This window comes from Sphingobacterium spiritivorum ATCC 33861, from assembly GCF_000143765.1.
GTDB classification, from domain to species: domain Bacteria; phylum Bacteroidota; class Bacteroidia; order Sphingobacteriales; family Sphingobacteriaceae; genus Sphingobacterium; species Sphingobacterium spiritivorum.
The window spans coordinates 1,798,640-1,817,632 of the sequence record NZ_GL379770.1; the positions used below are offsets into that span (position 1 = coordinate 1,798,640).

General features: G+C 39.6%; 15 protein-coding genes. 5 read left to right on the plus strand and 10 right to left on the minus strand.

Going from position 1 to position 18,993, the window contains the following annotated elements:
• Positions 1-169 precede the first annotated feature (169 nt).
• The 3 genes from HMPREF0766_RS07920 to HMPREF0766_RS07930 all read left to right on the plus strand — a co-directional run bounded on the left by HMPREF0766_RS07920 (position 170) and on the right by HMPREF0766_RS07930 (position 3,178).
• Complete coding sequence (locus HMPREF0766_RS07920) at positions 170-1,816, plus strand: glycoside hydrolase family 43 protein (protein ID WP_002995435.1); 1,647 nt, start codon at positions 170-172, stop codon at positions 1,814-1,816.
• A 202-nt stretch (positions 1,817-2,018) separates the two neighbouring features.
• Positions 2,019-2,465: a retropepsin-like aspartic protease gene (locus tag HMPREF0766_RS07925; RefSeq protein WP_037459739.1), complete on the plus strand. Its 447-nt coding sequence runs from the start codon at positions 2,019-2,021 to the stop codon at positions 2,463-2,465.
• A gap of 47 nt (positions 2,466-2,512) precedes the next feature.
• Complete coding sequence (locus tag HMPREF0766_RS07930) at positions 2,513-3,178, plus strand: PDZ domain-containing protein (protein ID WP_002995439.1); 666 nt, start codon at positions 2,513-2,515, stop codon at positions 3,176-3,178.
• Positions 3,179-3,272: 94 nt separating this feature from the next.
• Here the strand turns inward: HMPREF0766_RS07930 and HMPREF0766_RS07935 are convergent, their stop codons facing one another.
• Complete coding sequence (locus HMPREF0766_RS07935) at positions 3,273-4,232, minus strand: arginase (protein ID WP_002995441.1); 960 nt, start codon at positions 4,230-4,232, stop codon at positions 3,273-3,275.
• A complete protein-coding gene (gene rocD / locus HMPREF0766_RS07940) occupies positions 4,229-5,509 on the minus strand; it encodes an ornithine--oxo-acid transaminase (RefSeq protein ID WP_002995443.1) in 1,281 nt (426 codons plus the stop codon). Before rocD ends, HMPREF0766_RS07935 begins: the two co-directional genes overlap by 4 nt.
• Before the next feature lie 106 nt (positions 5,510-5,615).
• On the opposite strand from rocD, the gene HMPREF0766_RS07945 reads away from it, so the two are divergent.
• A complete protein-coding gene (locus HMPREF0766_RS07945) occupies positions 5,616-6,068 on the plus strand; it encodes an Lrp/AsnC family transcriptional regulator (RefSeq protein ID WP_002995445.1) in 453 nt (150 codons plus the stop codon).
• 9 nt (positions 6,069-6,077) lie between these two features.
• Here the strand turns inward: HMPREF0766_RS07945 and HMPREF0766_RS07950 are convergent, their stop codons facing one another.
• Together HMPREF0766_RS07950 and HMPREF0766_RS07955 are read right to left on the minus strand one after the other, a co-directional pair.
• On the minus strand, positions 6,078-6,776 hold the full coding sequence (locus tag HMPREF0766_RS07950; protein ID WP_002995448.1) for a LytR/AlgR family response regulator transcription factor: 699 nt from the start codon (positions 6,774-6,776) through the stop codon (positions 6,078-6,080).
• Entirely contained in the window at positions 6,773-7,798 is a 1,026-nt protein-coding gene (locus HMPREF0766_RS07955; RefSeq protein ID WP_002995451.1) for a sensor histidine kinase, read from the minus strand. The genes HMPREF0766_RS07950 and HMPREF0766_RS07955 overlap by 4 nt, the downstream gene beginning before the upstream one ends.
• A 138-nt stretch (positions 7,799-7,936) precedes the next feature.
• On the opposite strand from HMPREF0766_RS07955, the gene HMPREF0766_RS07960 reads away from it, so the two are divergent.
• On the plus strand, positions 7,937-10,327 hold the full coding sequence (locus HMPREF0766_RS07960; RefSeq protein ID WP_002995452.1) for a TonB-dependent receptor domain-containing protein: 2,391 nt from the start codon (positions 7,937-7,939) through the stop codon (positions 10,325-10,327).
• A gap of 66 nt (positions 10,328-10,393) precedes the next feature.
• Here the strand turns inward: HMPREF0766_RS07960 and HMPREF0766_RS07965 are convergent, their stop codons facing one another.
• From HMPREF0766_RS07965 to HMPREF0766_RS07990, 6 genes are all read right to left on the minus strand, one after another.
• Positions 10,394-11,575, minus strand: coding sequence for a metallophosphoesterase (locus HMPREF0766_RS07965; protein WP_002995454.1), 1,182 nt, complete (start codon positions 11,573-11,575; stop codon positions 10,394-10,396).
• Between the two features lie 119 nt (positions 11,576-11,694).
• Complete coding sequence (locus HMPREF0766_RS07970) at positions 11,695-12,315, minus strand: class I SAM-dependent methyltransferase (RefSeq protein WP_002995457.1); 621 nt, start codon at positions 12,313-12,315, stop codon at positions 11,695-11,697.
• A gap of 285 nt (positions 12,316-12,600) precedes the next feature.
• A complete protein-coding gene (locus HMPREF0766_RS07975; protein ID WP_002995460.1) occupies positions 12,601-13,734 on the minus strand; it encodes a clostripain-related cysteine peptidase in 1,134 nt (377 codons plus the stop codon).
• Positions 13,735-13,755: 21 nt separating this feature from the next.
• On the minus strand, positions 13,756-14,802 hold the full coding sequence (locus HMPREF0766_RS07980) for an endonuclease/exonuclease/phosphatase family protein (protein WP_002995462.1): 1,047 nt from the start codon (positions 14,800-14,802) through the stop codon (positions 13,756-13,758).
• 11 nt (positions 14,803-14,813) lie between these two features.
• On the minus strand, positions 14,814-16,169 hold the full coding sequence (locus HMPREF0766_RS07985; protein ID WP_236590501.1) for a DUF5689 domain-containing protein: 1,356 nt from the start codon (positions 16,167-16,169) through the stop codon (positions 14,814-14,816).
• A 12-nt stretch (positions 16,170-16,181) separates the two neighbouring features.
• Positions 16,182-18,932: a carboxypeptidase regulatory-like domain-containing protein gene (locus HMPREF0766_RS07990; RefSeq protein ID WP_002995466.1), complete on the minus strand. Its 2,751-nt coding sequence runs from the start codon at positions 18,930-18,932 to the stop codon at positions 16,182-16,184.
• Between the last annotated feature and the right edge of the window lie 61 nt (positions 18,933-18,993).

The following is an 18,993-nucleotide window of genomic DNA, read 5'->3' on the forward strand; positions in this document are numbered from 1 at the left end:
TGTTTTTCATTTCAATTAAATCACACAACTAAATTAAAACGATCTTCTGTTAAAGGCAAAATGTAATTTTTGTTCAATACCCTGTATGTTCGTGTTTATAACGGTATTTGATATTGTGCAAAATTTTATTTTATGTATTTAAAACTCACAATTGATCAACTATAACCAAATGAAAACTGTTAACCACTATTTCTTTCTTCTTTTTCTTTTACTAGAAAGCAGTCTAGTTCATGCGCAGGCTAATCAAATAAAAAATCCAATTTTACCGGGTTTTAATCCTGATCCCTGTATTGTTCGTGTGGATAAAGATTACTATATCTTTACATCAACCTTTGAATGGTTCCCGGGAATTCCTGTTTATCATTCCAGAGACTTAATTAACTGGGAACAAATCGGTCATGTATTGACACGGGAAAGTCAGCTTAATATGCGGGGAACTGATGATTCCGACGGAATTTTTGCTCCTTCCATCACTTATCATAAAGGAACTTACTATTTATTTTTCACGAATGTTCAGAATGGTATAAACTGGCCATTAAAAGGATATCCCAATTATCTTGTAACAGCGAGGGATCCCAGAGGACCATGGTCTGAGCCTGTACTTATCAATACACTGGGCTTTGACCCTTATTTATTTATAGATGATAATGACCGGGCCTATGTTGTGTATCGCATGTTTGATCACCGTCCTGAAAGCAAGCTGGAATCTCCTGGCATAGGTATGCACGCACTGGATCTGAAAACACTAAAACCTTTGGGAAAACCTGAGCTCATTTATTCAGGATGGGACGAAAAAAATCCAAATACTGAAGGTCCAAAAATGCTCAAAAAAGATGGATATTATTACCTGTTTACCGCTGAAGGGGGAACCGGTTATAATCACAATGAATCCGTCGCCAGATCCAAAAATATCAGCGGGCCTTATGAACGTGCTCCGAAAATCTTTTATACTACGAAAGATAACCCGTCTTCAGAAGTACAAAAATCCGGACACGGGACAGTTTTCTCTACTCCTGACGGCGAATGGTATACAACACACCTCGGTTCCCGGCCACTCACTACAAAAGGAAATTGTCCGCTGGGTCGTGAATCTTTTATTCAAAAGGTTCGCTGGAATGCTGATGGATGGCCGGAACTTGATAATAAAACCGGAATGCCGGAGATGTATGTTCCGGCACCAGCCGGAGTAAAAAGCAGCTCTAATTCAGGTATGAATACCTCGTTTGTGGATCAGTTTGATACCGATAAACTCAATATGCGCTTCCAGGCTCTCCGGGAGTCCTGGAATCCTTCTTGGCTGTCTTTGAATAAGCGTAAAGGTCAGCTTGCGCTAAAAGGCAGAAGAGCACTGGGATCCAGATATGATGAAAGTCTTGCTGCTGTACGCATTACATCATTGCAGCAGACTATTGAGACAGCTGTTGAATTTGAGCCTTCCGATTTCCGTCATGTTGCAGGATTAGTCTGTTATTACAATACACAACATTTTTATTCGCTGGGTTTAACTTCAGGGGATGACGGAAAACGCCAATTGGTATTGGCAGGTGCTGATGGCGGATATCAGCAGCTCGATCTAAAAACAATGACAGGTAATGTCAAAAAAGTATTTATGCGTGCATCTGTAAATGCTGAAAAACTACAATTTTATTATTCCACGGATGGAAGTCAATGGAATACAATAGGTAACACTCTTGACTTTGGTAAATTATCTGATGATTACGCGCGAGGATTTACAGGTGCCATGGCAGGCTTATTTGCGCAGGATATTATGTATGAAAATACATGGGCTTATTTTGATTATCTGAAAGTAAAATAGACCGACCATTATATAATTTCACTATATATGCTACATAACAACAACGGCTGATAGTTATATCAGCCGTTGTTGTATATTGTTGTTATGTCTGATATCCTTATTTAAAATATGCTTTTTTTATTTTGATTTTACTATATTGTAGACTGTGATTTTTAATCGTTACAGAACAATGCCCCTTTCCAGGTCTACTCTAGTTGCCATTATGGTATTCCTCTTAGCATTACCGGCTATTTGTCACGCACAGAATCTGAATGCTTCAAAAATTCATAATTCCAATTTTTGCGATACAATACCTTTTGAATATGTAAAGAACAAAATAATTGTTAAACTGACTATTGAAAATAAGGAAAGAAGATTTATACTGGACACCGGTGCGCCTTTTCTGATATCAGAGCAATTACGTGCAGAACTGAACCTTAAATCCAAACATAAAATACAGACAACTGATGTAACCGGCAGATCAAACGATATCCCCGTTGTAAAAATGCCTGAAATTCAATTCGGAAATATCTCTTTTTCAAATGCACAGGCACTGGTATATGACTTGTCAGCCAGTGGTCTTTTGCAGTGCTTTGCAGTGGATGGACTTTTAGGAAGTACAATCCTTAAGCATTGTATTGTACAAATTGATCTTGAAAAAAATGGATAATCCTGACCGATAGAATTGAAAATTTTCGCGTACTTCCTGACGAAAGAATGGCGTTGGCTTTTGACAAAAACAGCAGGCCTTTTTTAGACATAAAAATTGCTGAAAGTACCCCATTCAGGGTTTTATTTGATAGTGGTTCGGACAAACTTTTAGCTTTATCCTATCTTACCTACAGCGAACTGAATAAAAAGCGAGAAGCGAAAGCGCTTTACAAAGGCAAAGGCTCTGTGTCATCGGGACTCTTTGGTGCAGGAAAAGAGGGAGAGGAATTGAGAATTCTGCTTAATCAGCTTGAAATTGGCCCGGGAATTCTGGATAGTATCGTAACGAATGTATCGGAAAACAAAAATAAGAATGCGATAGGCATGCCTGTAGGTAAGTTTGGAATAATCACGCTCGATTATTTGCACAAACACTTTTACTTTCATCCTTATCAGTCCAGACAGGTCGTTACAAACGGCAATTTTTACGGCTTCGATTCCCAGCTTGTCAACGATGACTATATCGCCTCTGTGGTATACGAAGGTTCGAACGCAGAAAAAGCAGGCTTGAAACGCGGAGATATTATTCTGCAGATCAATGAATATAAAGTGGATGAATTTAAGGATATATGTCAACTTTTCTTTGGAAATTACTTCACAGGTGAAAGCCTGAATCTCACCGTAAAAGATAAAGATAACAACATAAAAACAGTAAAAATAGCGAAAGAATAAACAGGAGAAAAGAACTGATTTAATTTTAAAAAAACGAGTAGTTCCCTTTTTAGTGACTACTCGCTTATAGAAACACCTTGTCTGTACCCGGATTTTACTCCGTACTTTCTATTACAGGTGCCACCTGTTCCAGTATATCGAATGTAACTTCAGCCATTCTGTTTCCATGATGATCCAACAGAGGATTTACTTCCACGACTTCCATACAAACTACTTTTTCCGAACGTATCAGTTCCTGCAATAGTAAGGTAACTTCAAAAGGAAAGAACCCTTCAGGGACAGGTGTACCTGTTCCTTCAGAAATCTTTTCACTGTCCATACTATCCACATCAAAGGAAACATACAAAATATCGCAGTTTTTCAATTGGTCAAAGACTTCTTTAACACACTGTTCCACTTTCTTCGTGCGCACCTCTCCCACCTGATAGTTTTTGATGCCCAGTCTTTCGATCAGCATATCTTCGGGTTCCTCCGTATCACGTACGCCAAAATATACCAGATCCTCAGCCATCAATTTAGGCTCAGCTGTACCTACATGCTTTAGTTTTTCCCAATATGTCTGTGTATGGCTGTCTACCTCATTAATCCGGGACAGTAAATTATCTTTCTGCAATACTGCAGCTATCGGCATTCCGTGCAGATTTCCGGAAGGCGTCGTATAGGGTGAGTGTATATCCGCATGCGCATCGATCCAGATCACACCCAGCCTTTTGTCCGGAAGAGCCGCTTTTATACCGCTGATCGTACCGATAGCTGAAGAATGATCACCGGAGAATACCAAAGGAAAATTTTCCTTCAGAATGCTGTCTTCAACAATTGACGCTACCTGCTTACATTGCTGGTAAACCTGTTTTATATGTTTACCGAATGGATTAAAATCGTTTTCATAAACGGAATCATTACGTGTCTGTACATCTACAAACGGATACTTCTTAAAGAAAAGGCTCCCCTTATTAATAGCAGCGATCTCTATAGCATCTATCCCTAGATCTGAGCCTCTTGTTCCTGCACCTATATCAGATCTGTTCTTAATCAGTTCTATCGATCTTCTCATACAAACGCATTTAAGGATTTTTCGATTATATGGAGACAGTCATTTATCTGTTGCTCATTGATTACTAAAGGGGGTGCCAGGCGAATTTTATTGCCATGTGTGGGTTTGGCCAAAAGACCGTTTTTTTTGAATTCAAGACATAGATTCCAGGCTAATTCATCCTCTTCAGAGCAATTCATTTCTATAGCTGTGAGTAAGCCCTTACCTCTTACTTCTCTAATCAAAGTCATCCTGGCTGCAATATCTCGTAGTCCGGAACGTAATATTTCACCCATTTTTCTACTGTTTTCAGTCAGTTTTTCATCCAGTATGACTTGCAGCGCTTCTATGGAAACAGCACAAGCCAGCGGATTGCCTCCATAGGTGGATCCATGTTCACCGGGCTTGATGGTAAGCATAATATCATCATCAGCCAGTACTGCAGATACAGGTAATACACCTCCGGACAGAGCCTTGCCTAAAATCAGAATATCAGGTTTACTGTTGTGTGCAGAGGCGAAGACATCGTAGGAGGCCAGCAAATTGCCGGTACGCCCTATGCCTGTTTGTATCTCATCCGCTATAAACAATACATTATATGCAGTACATAGCCGTCTGATCTCAGACAGATAGGTCTCGTCAGGAATAATAATTCCGGCTTCTCCCTGAATAGGTTCTACAATAAAGCCTGCAATATTTTTATTTTCTTTCAAAAGGTTTTCAAAAGCCTGTATATCATTATAAGGTACCTGCATGATTCCTTCTACAAAAGGACCAAATTCACGTGTACTCACTTCATCATTAGATGCAGAGATGACAGAAATAGTCCTTCCGTGAAAATTATCTTTGGCGAATACAATTTTAGCCTGGTTATCGGGGATTCCCTTTACCTGATATCCCCACTTACGACAGAGTTTCATAGCTGTTTCTACAGCCTCTACTCCGGAATTCATAATCAGCGCCTTATTATACCCAAATAGCTTGCAGATATACTCTTCAAATTCTCCAAGTTTATTATTAAAAAATGCCCGGGAAGTAAGCGTTAGTTTCCTGGCCTGTTCTGTCAATGCATGGATAATGCGCGGATGGCAGTGGCCTTGATTAACAGCAGAATAGGCCGATAGAAAATCAACATATTTTTTACCTTCCACATCCCATACAAATACGCCTTCTCCTCTTTCCAATACAACCGGAAGCGGATGATAATTATGGGCACCATATTGATTCTCTTTAGCTATAAAAGCATCACTTTTAGTTTTATCGGTTTGAATATTCATATCCTCAATATTATTATTCATATTTTCAAACTTATAAAATATAACATGTAAAAAGCAAATAAATATTGAATTTGACTTTTAAAACAACAAATTATATTAAATTTGAATATACAACTCAACAAAAACCATGTATACATTAGATGATTTTGATATCCGGATACTGAAAACGCTGGACACAGACGGCCGAATGGCTTATTCGGCTATTGCCACTGAAATGGGAGTTTCCAATACGATGGTTCATCAGCGTATAAGCCGCTTATCCGATCAGGGAATACTGGAAGGAACTAAGCCGGTCTTGAATGAAAAAAAACTCGGTTATGACTGGGGAGCTTTCACAGGTATCAGTCTTGAAAAGGATTATGATTCAAAGCGGGTAATCGAAGAATTACAGAAAATACCGGAAGTCACCGAATGTTATTACATTACAGGAAACTATACATTATACATTAAGATCGTTGCCAAAAATCATGAACATATGCGGCAATTATTGTATGAAAAAATTGATAATATTCCGGGAATTGCAAAGACAGATTCTATTATTGAACTGGGCTGTGCATTCAAACGCAATATTATTTTGTAGACAGGCTGGTTAGTTTTTCCCCAGCCATTCACCAATCAGTTTCCGGTAGGTCTCACCGATCGGGAGATATTCACCATTGGTCATGACGATCTGACTCCCCTCTATTACCTTGATTCTTTTTAAAGGGACAATATAGGATCGGTGTATGCGTACAAACTGATGCTGTGGCAATCTGTCCAGAATATCTTTCATATTCTCTAATACGACCATGCGTTCAGAAACCGTATGAATACGGATATAATCTTTCAACCCTTCTATATATAGGATATCCTCCGGTTGAATTTTATAATGCTTGCGGTCTGCTTTTACAAAGAGCGAATTATCCGATTCACTGCTCTGGAAGGTATCCTGCCAACGGTTGAATTTTTCTACACTCTGATAAAAACGATTGAATGTGATTGGCTTCAATAAGAAATCAATGACATTAAACTGAAAGGCATCCAGTGCATATTCGGAGTAAGCGGAAGTAATAATAAAATTATGCTTCTGATTAAACATCTGCATTAACTCAATTCCTGTGAGCTGAGGCATCTGAATATCTATAAATATAAGATCTACGGACTCAGAATTCAATATTTCAATTACCTCAAAGGCATCGCTTCCTGCATATATAACGTTCAATTGTGACACCTTAGAGGCATAATCTGCCAGGAGATTTACGGCAAAAGGTTCATCATCTAAAATAAGGCAGTTTATTTTTCTTTTCATCCTAAAATTATTTGCAGTTCAGCTGTAAACACGTTATTCTCACTTTGCAGGTTTAAATTATGGGTGTCCGGATAATATATCTCCAGACGTTTCTTTAAATTATCCAGTCCAATGCCTCCTAATTTATCCTTTTTATGATTTCCGATTCCGTTTTCTATTCTAAAGGTTAGATTTTTTGCATCTGCATTCAGCTTTATTATAATGGGAGCTGTATTGGAAGCAATCCCATGTTTCAAAGCATTTTCAACTAAAGGAGACAGTAGATAAGGTGGTATTTCGATATGGTCATTTACAACCTGAACAGTTAATTGAACAAAGGCATTTTCCTGATGGCGCAGTTGCTCCAATTCCAGATATGCCCTGATATATCCGATTTCATCTGCCAGCTTTATCTTTTCCTTCTGAGATTCATAAGTTGTAAAGCGCATAATCTGACTCAATTTCTCAATTGCAGGTAATGATTTATCGGATTGAAAGTATACCATCGAATAAATATTATTAAGGGTATTGAAGATAAAATGAGGATTGATCTGTGCTTTCAGAAATTTAATTTCTGTGTTTTTGTTTTCCTCAATAATAATCTTATTGTACTCCAAAAGTCTGATAAAATAGATGGCAAACCAAAGTAGAGAACTGAAGACAATCGGCATACTGCTGTAATGCATATTGTCCAGCATGTAACTGACGACTGTAGTATTGACATAATTGACTTTATGAAATAATATATCTGTTACAACCTGCTCCGACAGCCATCGTAAAGCTGTAAAAAACAGATAGGAAACACCTATTCCCAAAAACAGCTTTTTCCATTTAAATGCCTTAAATGCCCATTTCATGACTAACAAATAATGAAAGTAAAAAGTGGAAACAAAACATATCATATAAGTAGTGTAAAATAAGTCCGGCACCGCAAATCGGGCATACAACGGATTTTTCACGAATGTAAAGTAGATAACGATCAACCAGAATATAAGATGGATAAACCGCTCCGTCTTTTTTGACAATGTTCCTTTATACAACATCTAACTGTTTTTTTTCAAAGGTACTCATTCATAAAAGTCCTTTAAAACGGATTCGTAGATAAAGCGGAGGGGTTTGTCGAAAAAAATAGGTCAATACTATATTTCGGGGAATATTTGTCCGGATTTAACATTAAACACATGAAAACATTTATCTTTTTTATAGTTGCTGTTCTTTGTCAGGCGATTTCGGTAGCGCAACAGATATCGGTAAAGGGCCGGATTATTAATCAAAGCCGGCAACCTGTCGAGTTTGTACATATCAATCTCCTGAATAATGAGTCGGTACGTGTCAGTCAGGCTTTTACTGATAGTCTGGGATATTTTTCTATTCAAGCTGACAAGGGAGATTACCGTCTGATAATTGAGCAGTTTGGAAAGGTATTTACTAATACAACTCTTCTGTTGCGTCAGGATACGACACTTGCAGATATACAGATAGACGAAGTAACCGAACTCGAAGGGGTAACTGTGACCGGCAGAAAAAAACAGATTGAGCAAAAGGTAGACAGGCTGGTATTCCATGTACAAAATTCTACTTTCGCAACCGGAGGCACTGCTCTCGATGCACTGAAAGCGACACCCACAGTAAGAGTGCAAAACGACAATATCTCTATCGCAGGTAAGGGAAATGTGTTGGTGATGATCGATGACCGTCTGCAACGTATGTCAGAGGAGGATCTGGCAGGTTTTCTGAAGTCTATTCCGGCAGACAACATCAAAAGTATTGAGGTAATCAGTACCCCTCCTGCCAAATATGATGCTGAGGGCAACAGCGGACTGATCAATATTAAACTCAAAACTGCGAAAGCGAACTCCTGGAATGCGAATATAGGTACAACCTATACACAAAAAACATATGCAGGAGGTATTTTACAGGGATTATTCAACTACAATCACAACAGGTTGTCTTTACAAGCCAGTATGAGTAAAGGAAAGGAAAAGCTGAGTACCCGCTCAGACAGCCGGATTTTTTACACAGACGAATTGTGGACACAGGAGGTACGCAACAAATCTGTAAGTTCACTATGGAGTCTGGGACTGGGAGCAGATTACAAACTAACGGATAAATGGACGAGCGGAGTGAAATACTTAGGCAGTTTCACAGACCGTACTTCGGCAAACAATCCCCTCACTACGAGATATAATGCTTCAAACGGCTTTGTAAATTCTTACATCGCATCTGATGTTGAAGATCGCAATAAGCCTCAGATGAATGCGCTTAACTGGTACCATACGCTGACTTTAGACTCAGCCGGGAAGAGCATTACCATGGATATGGATTACTTCAGCTATAAAAAAGAGGATTTTCGTTCTTTTGCCGGTCATGAACTGGATGCCAACCGCGCAACTGTTGCGGACAGCTATTTTTCCTCTACAAACAGTAATATCAATGAGATAAAAAACTATTCAGCAAAGATAGATGCGACCTTGCCTTCGAACTGGGCTAACCTGAGTTTTGGTGGTAAAATATCCTATACGAATACCAATAACAATCTGCTGGTGTATGACAATCAAAGCGGTACACCGGTACTGAATATGGATCAGTCTAATATCTTCAATTATAAAGAGTACAATGAGGCGTTATACTTCTCAGCACACAAGAAACTGGATAATCATTGGGAAACTCAATTTGGAGTGAGAATGGAGGCTACTCAAACAGAGGGGTACTCCACCAATCTGAATCAGACGAATAAAAACAAGTATATCAAATTTTTCCAGACAGCTTATATCACTTATGTACCGAATGACAACAATTCGTTTTCCCTTAATTATAGCAGAAGGATCCGAAGACCGGACTTTGATTACCTTAATCCTTTTGTGATACGTACCAGTCCCTATTATTATTCTGAAGGAAATCCGTTTCTGAAACCTTCATTTATTGATAATCTGGAATTTTCCTACATCTATAAGCAGAAATGGATGAATTCGGTTTATTTCTCGCAGGTTTCAGATTTTGGACAGGAACTGTCTGTTGTTGATCCGGTAAGCAATGTAACAAGAAGTACCCCCCTTAACTATGCAGATACCTATCAGATCGGATATTCAACTTATTATAATTTCAGTAAATGGTCCTGGTGGAGTAGTTTTACAGGATTCAATGTGAACTATCAGCATGTGAAATCAAAGACTAGTTTCGTAGAATCTATTGATGGCTACAATGCTTATTTTTACAGCAATAATGATTTCACTTTAAATTCTTCAAAATCCGTATTTTTTGGTTTAAATTATGGACTGCAGCTTCCGGGACGATATCAGATCTTTCATATTTCGCGACTACAGATACTGGATGTTTCTATGAAGTTTTTGCTTCTTAACAAGAATCTCTCTCTGACAGTTACGGGTGAAGATTTGTTGAATGCACAAAGACCACTGATCAGTTATCATTCCAATGGGATCAAAAATGATGTGCGGTCTTACAGGGATACCAGAGGATTCCGCGTTTCATTAAGCTACAAATTTGGAAACAAGAGTATTAAGTCCTCACAACGGAATTTTGGGAACGAAGATGAGAGGGAAAGAGCCAAATAAAACATAATTGACCTTATTATAAAAGAGCCACTTAGAGAATCCTTGTCCAGGTGGCTCTTTTACTGGCTATACTTTCCGTTTGAGTGTAAGCACCGTTATTTCCGGCCACACACCTACCCTGCCTTTTAATCCGTGATAGCCAAATCCTCTGTTGACATACAGATATTTACCATCTCTTTGGTAAAGACCGGCCCATTGCTTGTAAAAGTATTGAATAGGGCTCCATTTGAAGCCGAACAGCTCAATGCCAAACTGCATACCGTGCGTATGTCCTGCCAAAGTAAGATGTACATGCTGATTGTGATCAACTGTTACCTCATCCCAGTGTGAAGGGTCATGAGACATCAGTATTTTGAATGCGTCATCGGGAATATGAGCTGTAGCTTCTTTGAGGTCACCATATTGATGAAAACCTCCTTTTCCCCAGTTTTCCACGCCTACCAATGCTATGCTTTGACCTTGTTTGTTGATTATTACCGCTTCATTGAGCAATAATCTGAAACCGGTTTCTGCGTGTACTTCTTTGAGGCGATTAAGATTTGCTTCCTTAGCTTCTTTATTATCCCAACGGATATAGTCTCCGTAGTCGTGGTTCCCCAATACGGAATACTTACCGTAGGGAGCTTTGAGTTTTGTGAAATATGGAATCCAGGGATCCATTTCTGTAGCCATATTATTGACCAGATCTCCGGTGAACAACAATAGATCACTGTTTTGTGCATTGGCCAGATCTATTCCTTTTTGTACTCCTTTGATATCATTCAGACTTCCGGAATGTATATCTGACAATTGTGTAATGGTAAAGCCATCAAAAACCTCCGGCAGATCAGGAAAATACAGAGTCTCTTTTCTCACTCTGTAAAAATGCTTGCCACGGGTGAGACCAAACAGGATAATCAATATCATAATAACAGCAAGGGCTAATGTCGCCTCACTTACATATAGACTTCTTGCCGGAAATCCTCTCAATAGCCTTACTATATCTTCAGCTAACAGTATCGGAAAAGAGAATAACTTCGGAATAAATATAACCAGCATAGCTGTAATCAGCATCGGTATGAATCGCTGTAAGTTGTTGCCTGCCTTCCTCAAAAATACGATAGCGATAATTCCTGCGAATAACAATACATCTACTGACCAATAGATCGCACGGATCCAGGTATTCTCCGTGAGTGTGCTGACTGCCTGGTAGAAATATACATCTGCAACCAGAAAAAGTAATAATATCAGAATAAGTCTTTTTGCCATATATAGCGTAGTTAAAGAAAGGTAGACGGGTACGTACTAAAATTACTTTAAAAAGAATGTTTAAAAGTGTGGCCGTCCGTTACTAGCATAAGATCTGCAAAACTATCATGATTTTCCTTTTACTGTCCTTTCTGACATTTGATTAAATAGAACGGCTGATTCTCGTCTATTTCCGTGATCCCGAACAGTCCGAATGCCCCGAATTCTGCCCGGATTGAATCTTCATCATAAAAAAACATATGGACACCTTCGTATATTTCATAGCGATCGGTGCTGATCATACGTCCCTGACCGTACGTATGTGCTGATTTGGAAATAACTGTAAATACCATATAACCTCCTGGTAACAATTGATTATAGCAGTCTCTGATCAGTTTCTTTCGTTCATCTTCATTCAGTAAATGAATCAAAGCATAACAAAATATCCCGTCATAAAACTCTTTGTCAAAAGGCATATCCGTTACAGAACCATGATAGATAAGCATATCTGTTCCGTAGTGTTTTTCTGCCATTCTGATAGCAGTCTCTGAAATCTCAATACCCGTAACTTTTATTCCTTTATCTTTAAAAATCTGGGCATTGCGACCATAGCCCACACCGGGTATCAGTATATTCCGGAGATCTTTCTGCACAAACAAATCTTTTGTCAATACTGCAGACTTTGAAGGTTCAAAACCCCACATTTCCTGTTTATCATTAAACGCTGATTCCCAAAATTCTGTCTTGTTATGCTCTGCCATAGCCGTCCTTTATTTTATTGCAGGCGTAATGTAATAAGAATATAGTTGTATACGGATCAAACATATGCTGAAAAAGAGGATGTGATATCAAGTTTTATATTTAGCTGACAATTGTACGATAAATTTACACCTGTCATTTTGGTTGAAACACCTGTCTTTTGCCTATATTGATAAAGGTAGAGTACCTGAGAAATACTCCGCCGTCTGCAGAATCCTGAGATCTTAACAGATATAAAACAAAACCGTCCGAAATCTAGATTTCGGACGGTTTTTGTATACTATTTCTTACCACCAGAACAATTTGTCATAACCGGCATCTTTAGACCAGGATAAGGTCTGATAAAAGGGAGCTAATGAAGCTTCTTCTTTTACTGGGATATAACCGGATAATCCTGAAAAGGCCAGAATAGGTTTTCCGAGAAAATTAGCGGTATGTGCTTTGTAAACAACTGTTTTTTCTATAGCTGTTTTCAGGCTTTGTAATTTCTCCGGTTGAAAATGTTTTTCAAACATATCCAGAAAGTCATATGCTTTGACCGGTGTTGCCGGATCAAGATCTAGCCGCTGCACAATATTTCGATTGATCGTCGGAATGACTTCCGGATTTTGAGAAAGCAGAAGCTGTGTTTCTCTGGCCAGTCCGGCCATTGCTCTTGTATCTACTAATGAAAAAGTAGCGGACTGCTCCAAACCTGACTTTTGCTCATAATAAGCAATATAGGCTTTAGCAATAGCGCTAAGCCCTTTCTTTACATCTGTATCATACAGTAAACTATTGATCTGATGATAAGGCATTCCTACACTCAGCACCTCGGTTGGCGAAGCCAGAATATAAGGTGCAACATGTCGAAGTTCATACAGCACCTCTACAGAAGCCATCGAGCAGGCATCAAAAATCAGAAAATCCAATTCCGAAGGAAGAGCCGATTTCAGCACCTGTACATCCATCTTGCTGTAGTTGTCATCGCCAAAAGAACGCACACTGATTTTTCCAGCATTTGCCGGAGCCCAGTTTGTGGCATGTGACCATAGTATCGCTCCGTATGAATGCGATGGTGCAAGATTTTTCATATCAGCAAATATCATTTTCATAATATCCGGATCTGAAGAATCATGATCATTATATGTTTTGAGTACCTTGCTTTTTATTTCAGGACTTGTATCGTATACGATCTCATAGAGTTTGGGCTGCTGCCCGAATATACGCGCATAAACAACCAGTTTTCCATCGATCCCTGTAAACCCCTCCTCCATTTGATTGAGGTTTTTATAGGCATCGGAGGAAAGACTGTTATTAGCTGCCATATACACCATTACTGTACGGGCAGATACCGGAATAGCGGTGTCATTGTCATCCTTTGCACAGCCTGTGGCAAAGAAAAGTGTAACGGTAATATACAGGTAAATCAATATGCGCATAGATCTTTCAAAACTAAAGATTTAATTCAAATCTTTTACCAGATAAATTAATGTTGGAAAGTGATCGGAATACCCGTTTTGAAATACATTTCCTGAGAATGTACGAAACGGATAACCTTTGTATCTACCTTCCTGCGTAATCAGAAATTCGGGATTGTAGATCTCCGATTTCCAGAATTTCAAGGTTGAACGATCTTCCCCCAGAAGCGGTTCGGATATAATAATCTGGTCAAAGAGATTCCATTTACCCTGATAACCCAGCGAGCCTACACCCCGCTCGTAGTGCTGCCACATGGTATTGAAAAGTCCGCCTTTTGCGACTTCCTGCTGTGTTTTTTTAGCATTCAACACAATGCGCACACTCTTATCAACCGGGTCATCATTCAAATCGCCCATAATCACGACTTTAGCCAGAGAATCCTGCGCATACAAGGAATCTACCACAGAACGTACGATGGAGGCCGCATGCTCCCGTAGTTCAGAAGATTTACCACCATAGCGTGAAGGCCAGTGATTCACCAGAACATGCATTTCCTCTCCTGCCAGTTCGCCCGTTACGAGTAGAATATCCCGGGTTCTGTATTCCGGCAAATGATCGACTTTATAAGCAAAGACTTTTGAATCTTTTACTTTAAACAGACTTGGATTATAGAGCAAAGCGACATCTACACCGCGTCTGTCCGGTGAATCGTAATGTACAATCCCGTATCCCAGAGATACAAGTGATGGCTGTTGGGTAAGATCTTCCAGCACTTTACGATTTTCAAGCTCACAAAGTCCTACAAATGCAGGACCTGCAGGGCAATATTTTTTACCCAATCGTGATATGACCTTTGCCATATTGAGCTGTTTTCTTCTGTATTTCTCTGCTGTCCAGCGATTGCCTCCTTCAGCTGTAAACTCCTCATCATTGATCAGGGTGTCTTTTTCTGTGTCAAATAAATTTTCCAGATTATAAAAGGCTGCTGCGTACACCTGATATTTCTTTTGTTGTGCGACCGAAATATGGGTCTGCACAACAAAAATAAATAAGATGCAAAGCGACCTGAAATATGTTTTTTTCATCATGCTGCAATCTCTTATTTAGATGGTGTCACGATAATCGGACCATTCGAACCTCCGCCTGTAGAAGCTCCGCCCACCAACTGAATATTATCAAACCGGAAACCTACTTTATTAGCGTCTGCAGGAGATATAAACTCTAAGATTACCGTTTCTGCTTTAGCGATATTAGGAATAGATACCGTATAGAACTTACCGTTATCTCCGGCGGCATTAGATAATACCTGACTAGGAAGCGTTATAGCTGTTCCGTTCACTTTCAACTGAATATTGTTAACATTAGCTGAAGTACCTGCATCAAATAAATTGGCTGCCAGCTGGAAGCTCAACGTTACATCACCTTTATTTAAAGTATTGATTCCTGTTACTTTGATATTCGCATCTCTGTTTGCCGGAAGCCAGATATGTGCTCCGTTATCTCCGGATACACTACGGATATCGGCAGCTCCCGATTCATCTGTATACTTGACAGGAGCTTTCATGTCAAAATCAGTAAAATCATTGATTTTAGGTCTGTTGCCCGAAGGATAAGTACCTGTTCCAAATGTCTCTTTGAAGAATGTTCCTGCCTGCGGCTGTTCCGGTTCAGGAGCTTTGCCATCAAAATTTTTGACATCCGCTTTGGTCCGCAGAAACAACTGCCATCCTCCGTTAAAACGTCCCAGAATACCGACTACCGTTCCTTTTCCGGTAGGTAAGATATCTTTGGCAAAATCGGAGAAGTTACTTGATCTTACATCAAGTACATTTCCTGATGCTGTTTTGATCTGTTCGTTAGTAGTCGCATCACCAGTGGTGAAGGCTTTCTTTCCACCGTTGACAAATGTTACATCTTTGATTTCTACCAGCTGATGTACCATATTATCTGTCAACGCATTGAGCTCAACTACTTTTGGAGTAGCGTTGGCAGCATTGGGCCATGAATTTGAAAAAGCTTTAGCTTTAAACATTTCCCAGCTGATACGATTGGCATTTGTAGTCCCCATACCGATCTGCAATTCACCGCCATACTTGACCATATACAGATCTTTAAGGTGGATAAATACTTCCTGTCCTACCTGATAACTGGCATAAATAGAGTTTTGATCGATACCGATATTGATCGCTCCTGAAGCATCCTGAACATAAATCTGTTTGTAAATGTTACCGGATTCATCATTCCCTGTAACGATTCCTTTGATGATCAGTTCTTCAGCAATAAGCTGTGGTGATGTGATGCTGGCATAGCGTTGCTTGAGCTGGAGAATAGAAATATTGTCCAGTGCGCCTTCATACTTAGGCTCATTAAGCGGCGGAGCCATATAATCTCTTTCACACGATACGTTTAACAAAAGTGTACATACCGCAATAAATAAATATTTAAATGTATTCATATTCATAGCGTATTAAAATCTATAACTTACGTTTAAGAAGATGTTCATCCCCTGCATATAGAAATAACGGGAAGCAAAACGGTTGGGATACGTTGTATCTAATCGTCCCTGTTCGTAACCACCCGTACGGATATTTTTATTGTTTAATAAATTTATAACAGAAAAATTGAAATTCAATGCTCTGCGGTTTTTGAGGTAAAACATCTTTCCGATGGAGGCATCCATTGTGACAACATCATCCAGACGTTCCTGACTGGTAAGTGTTTTGTACGCATTGAAACTGTCTTCATCATACGGATTGATATTGACATAGTTTGAAGCCAGTCTGCGCATAGCTGATGCCGAAAGATAATTACGGCCAACGGCATTTGCACTTACTTCAAAGAACCAATATTTGTAGAAGTATCGTGCTGCGAGTACTCCAGCAAATTGCGGAGTGCCGGATACATAGAGATCCTGCATATACACTTTTTCTTCAATATCTACCAATTTACCGTTTTCCGAATTCATAATGCCCAACGGATTATTGCTATAGTAGTATTCGCCCATTGTTCCGATGAAATCAAAACTCCAGTTGTCATCCAGGCGGTAGGTAGCGGCAGCTTCCACTCCGCGATGTACACGGTCTACCCCTGTCAAGTTGTGAAATACAAATGTACGCTCTGAATCATGGTAGTAAGCCATTCGCTCCAACTGATCGTAGAAGTTTGTCTGGAAGACAGACAGACGTCCGGACAAGCGTGGCATGGAGAAAATATAATTAATATCAGCTGCAAAAATCTTGCTGCTTGTCAGCCCTTTGACGACCTGATCCGTCACTCTCGGCATCACATAAGCCCGGTCCGGAATAGGTGCTTCTGTACTGTAGCTCGTATTTGCGGATAAATAATGTCGACCGTTGATCTTGTAGGTCAGGCCCCCTTTCAATGTATAATCGAAGAAATGGTATTTTGCACCTTTACCATAAGAGCTGTTCGGGAAGCGGCCATTCTTCATATTACCGTTACGTTGAAAATCAGTATAGGTTAGTTTTGTTCCATAATGAAAATCAATACTAGAGGTCTGATACTGATTCATTACCCATGCATTGACAGATTGTACATCGATATCAAAATCATATCCGAAGATATCATCTACATATGCCTTGCGATCCGGGAAGAGTAAATCATTTTGTTTTACATCATCATTTCCGGGATTATCACGTTCTGCAAATTTATCTTTATCCAGTACATAATCTGCGCCCAGCAGATCTTCAACAGTCTTGTACTGATATGATCTTGTTTTACGTGCTTCTACACCTGCAGTCAGACGCATGTTGTTATCATACAGTTTGTTGAATGTTGAACTGATCGTTCCTTCAAGAAGATCCGAATGACGCTTCTCTACCATATACAAGGCCGCTCCGTTATATTTACGTCTGTTTTCCGGATCCATATTCTGTCTGTACATTTCATCCCAGTTGACCTGTGTTACATCAGTATTGTTGGATGTCCACAGATCACGGTAATAATTGTAGGTAAACTGATCTGTATTTGCCGGATCCATTGCAAAGTAAGAAGGCAGATAACGGTAATAGTCCGGTCTCGGATCTATTGCATTGTACCAGTTCAGGGCTGAGCTTGCATAACGGCCATAGTGCAGTAAACCACCTGAAGTCAATGTAGTCTTTTCGTCTATTTTCCAGATATGTGAAAGCACAGCTGTAGGATCGTAAGCCGTTACCATACGCGAATTACGGACCTTTCCATCCTGATAACCCCAGTTGGGATTGTACATATTATTATCTAACAAATCGTAGGCTTCCTGGAAAGAGGCTCCCTGCTGTCCGCGAACTACTGGAGATCCGTAAGTGACAAATGAAAGGGAATGTGCTCCGTCAGCCCATTGTTTTTCTGCTGAAAAAGCATATGAAACATTGTTGTAGGAAGTTCCCTCGATAAATCCTTTATCAGCATAACGGCCACCTATTGCACCTGTAAAAGCCCATCCGTTGTCCATCAATCCTGTTGAATAACTGAACATACCACGGGCATAGTAGTTTCGGTTAGTATATGAACCTGTTATTTTGCCTCCTTTTGCATAGGAGCTAGCACGCATATTGATATTTTCGGCACCGCCTATGGCTCCGAAAGTAAAATTTCCGCTGTTATTGTAATTGACCACGTCACCGTTGCGTGTCATATCGTTCAGTGCACCGATAGAAGCAAAGTTAAAGACACGACGGTATTGGTCATTGGCCAGTACGCCATTGACATAAGTCTGTTCAAAAAAATTGTCATATCCTCTTACTCTAAATCGAAAAGGAGATAATTTGAATCCGACTTTATTCAGATAGAGGTCATTTGAAAGGATAACAGATGAGCGGATATCCTGACCGTGGATATCACCATCATCATTCAGTACATCATCATCGATGACGCCCAGAATAGTCTGTATATCGATCTGATTTTCCTGTACCAATGTTATTTCAGGTAATGTTTTGTTTTCGCCAGCTGTTAGAGAAACTGACATTCTGTAAGGTCTGATGCCTGCTGAGTTAATGACCAGCTGGTCTTCTCCTGCTTCCAAATTCACAAATATAAACGCTCCGTCAGTATTGGTTGTCGCACTTTGTTTGTTTTGTTCCAGCGAAACAACGACTCCCACTAATGGCGTTTTATTTTTTTCATCTACAAGAGTTCCTCTTAATTGTGCCTTTTCCTGCGCATAACCAAGCTGAAAACATCCCAGAAGAAAAAATAACACGTATAACGTATTACGCATAGTATTGTTTTAAGTAAAAAAAATAGACAAGAGGAAGATCTTCTCCTCCCCTTGTTTATAG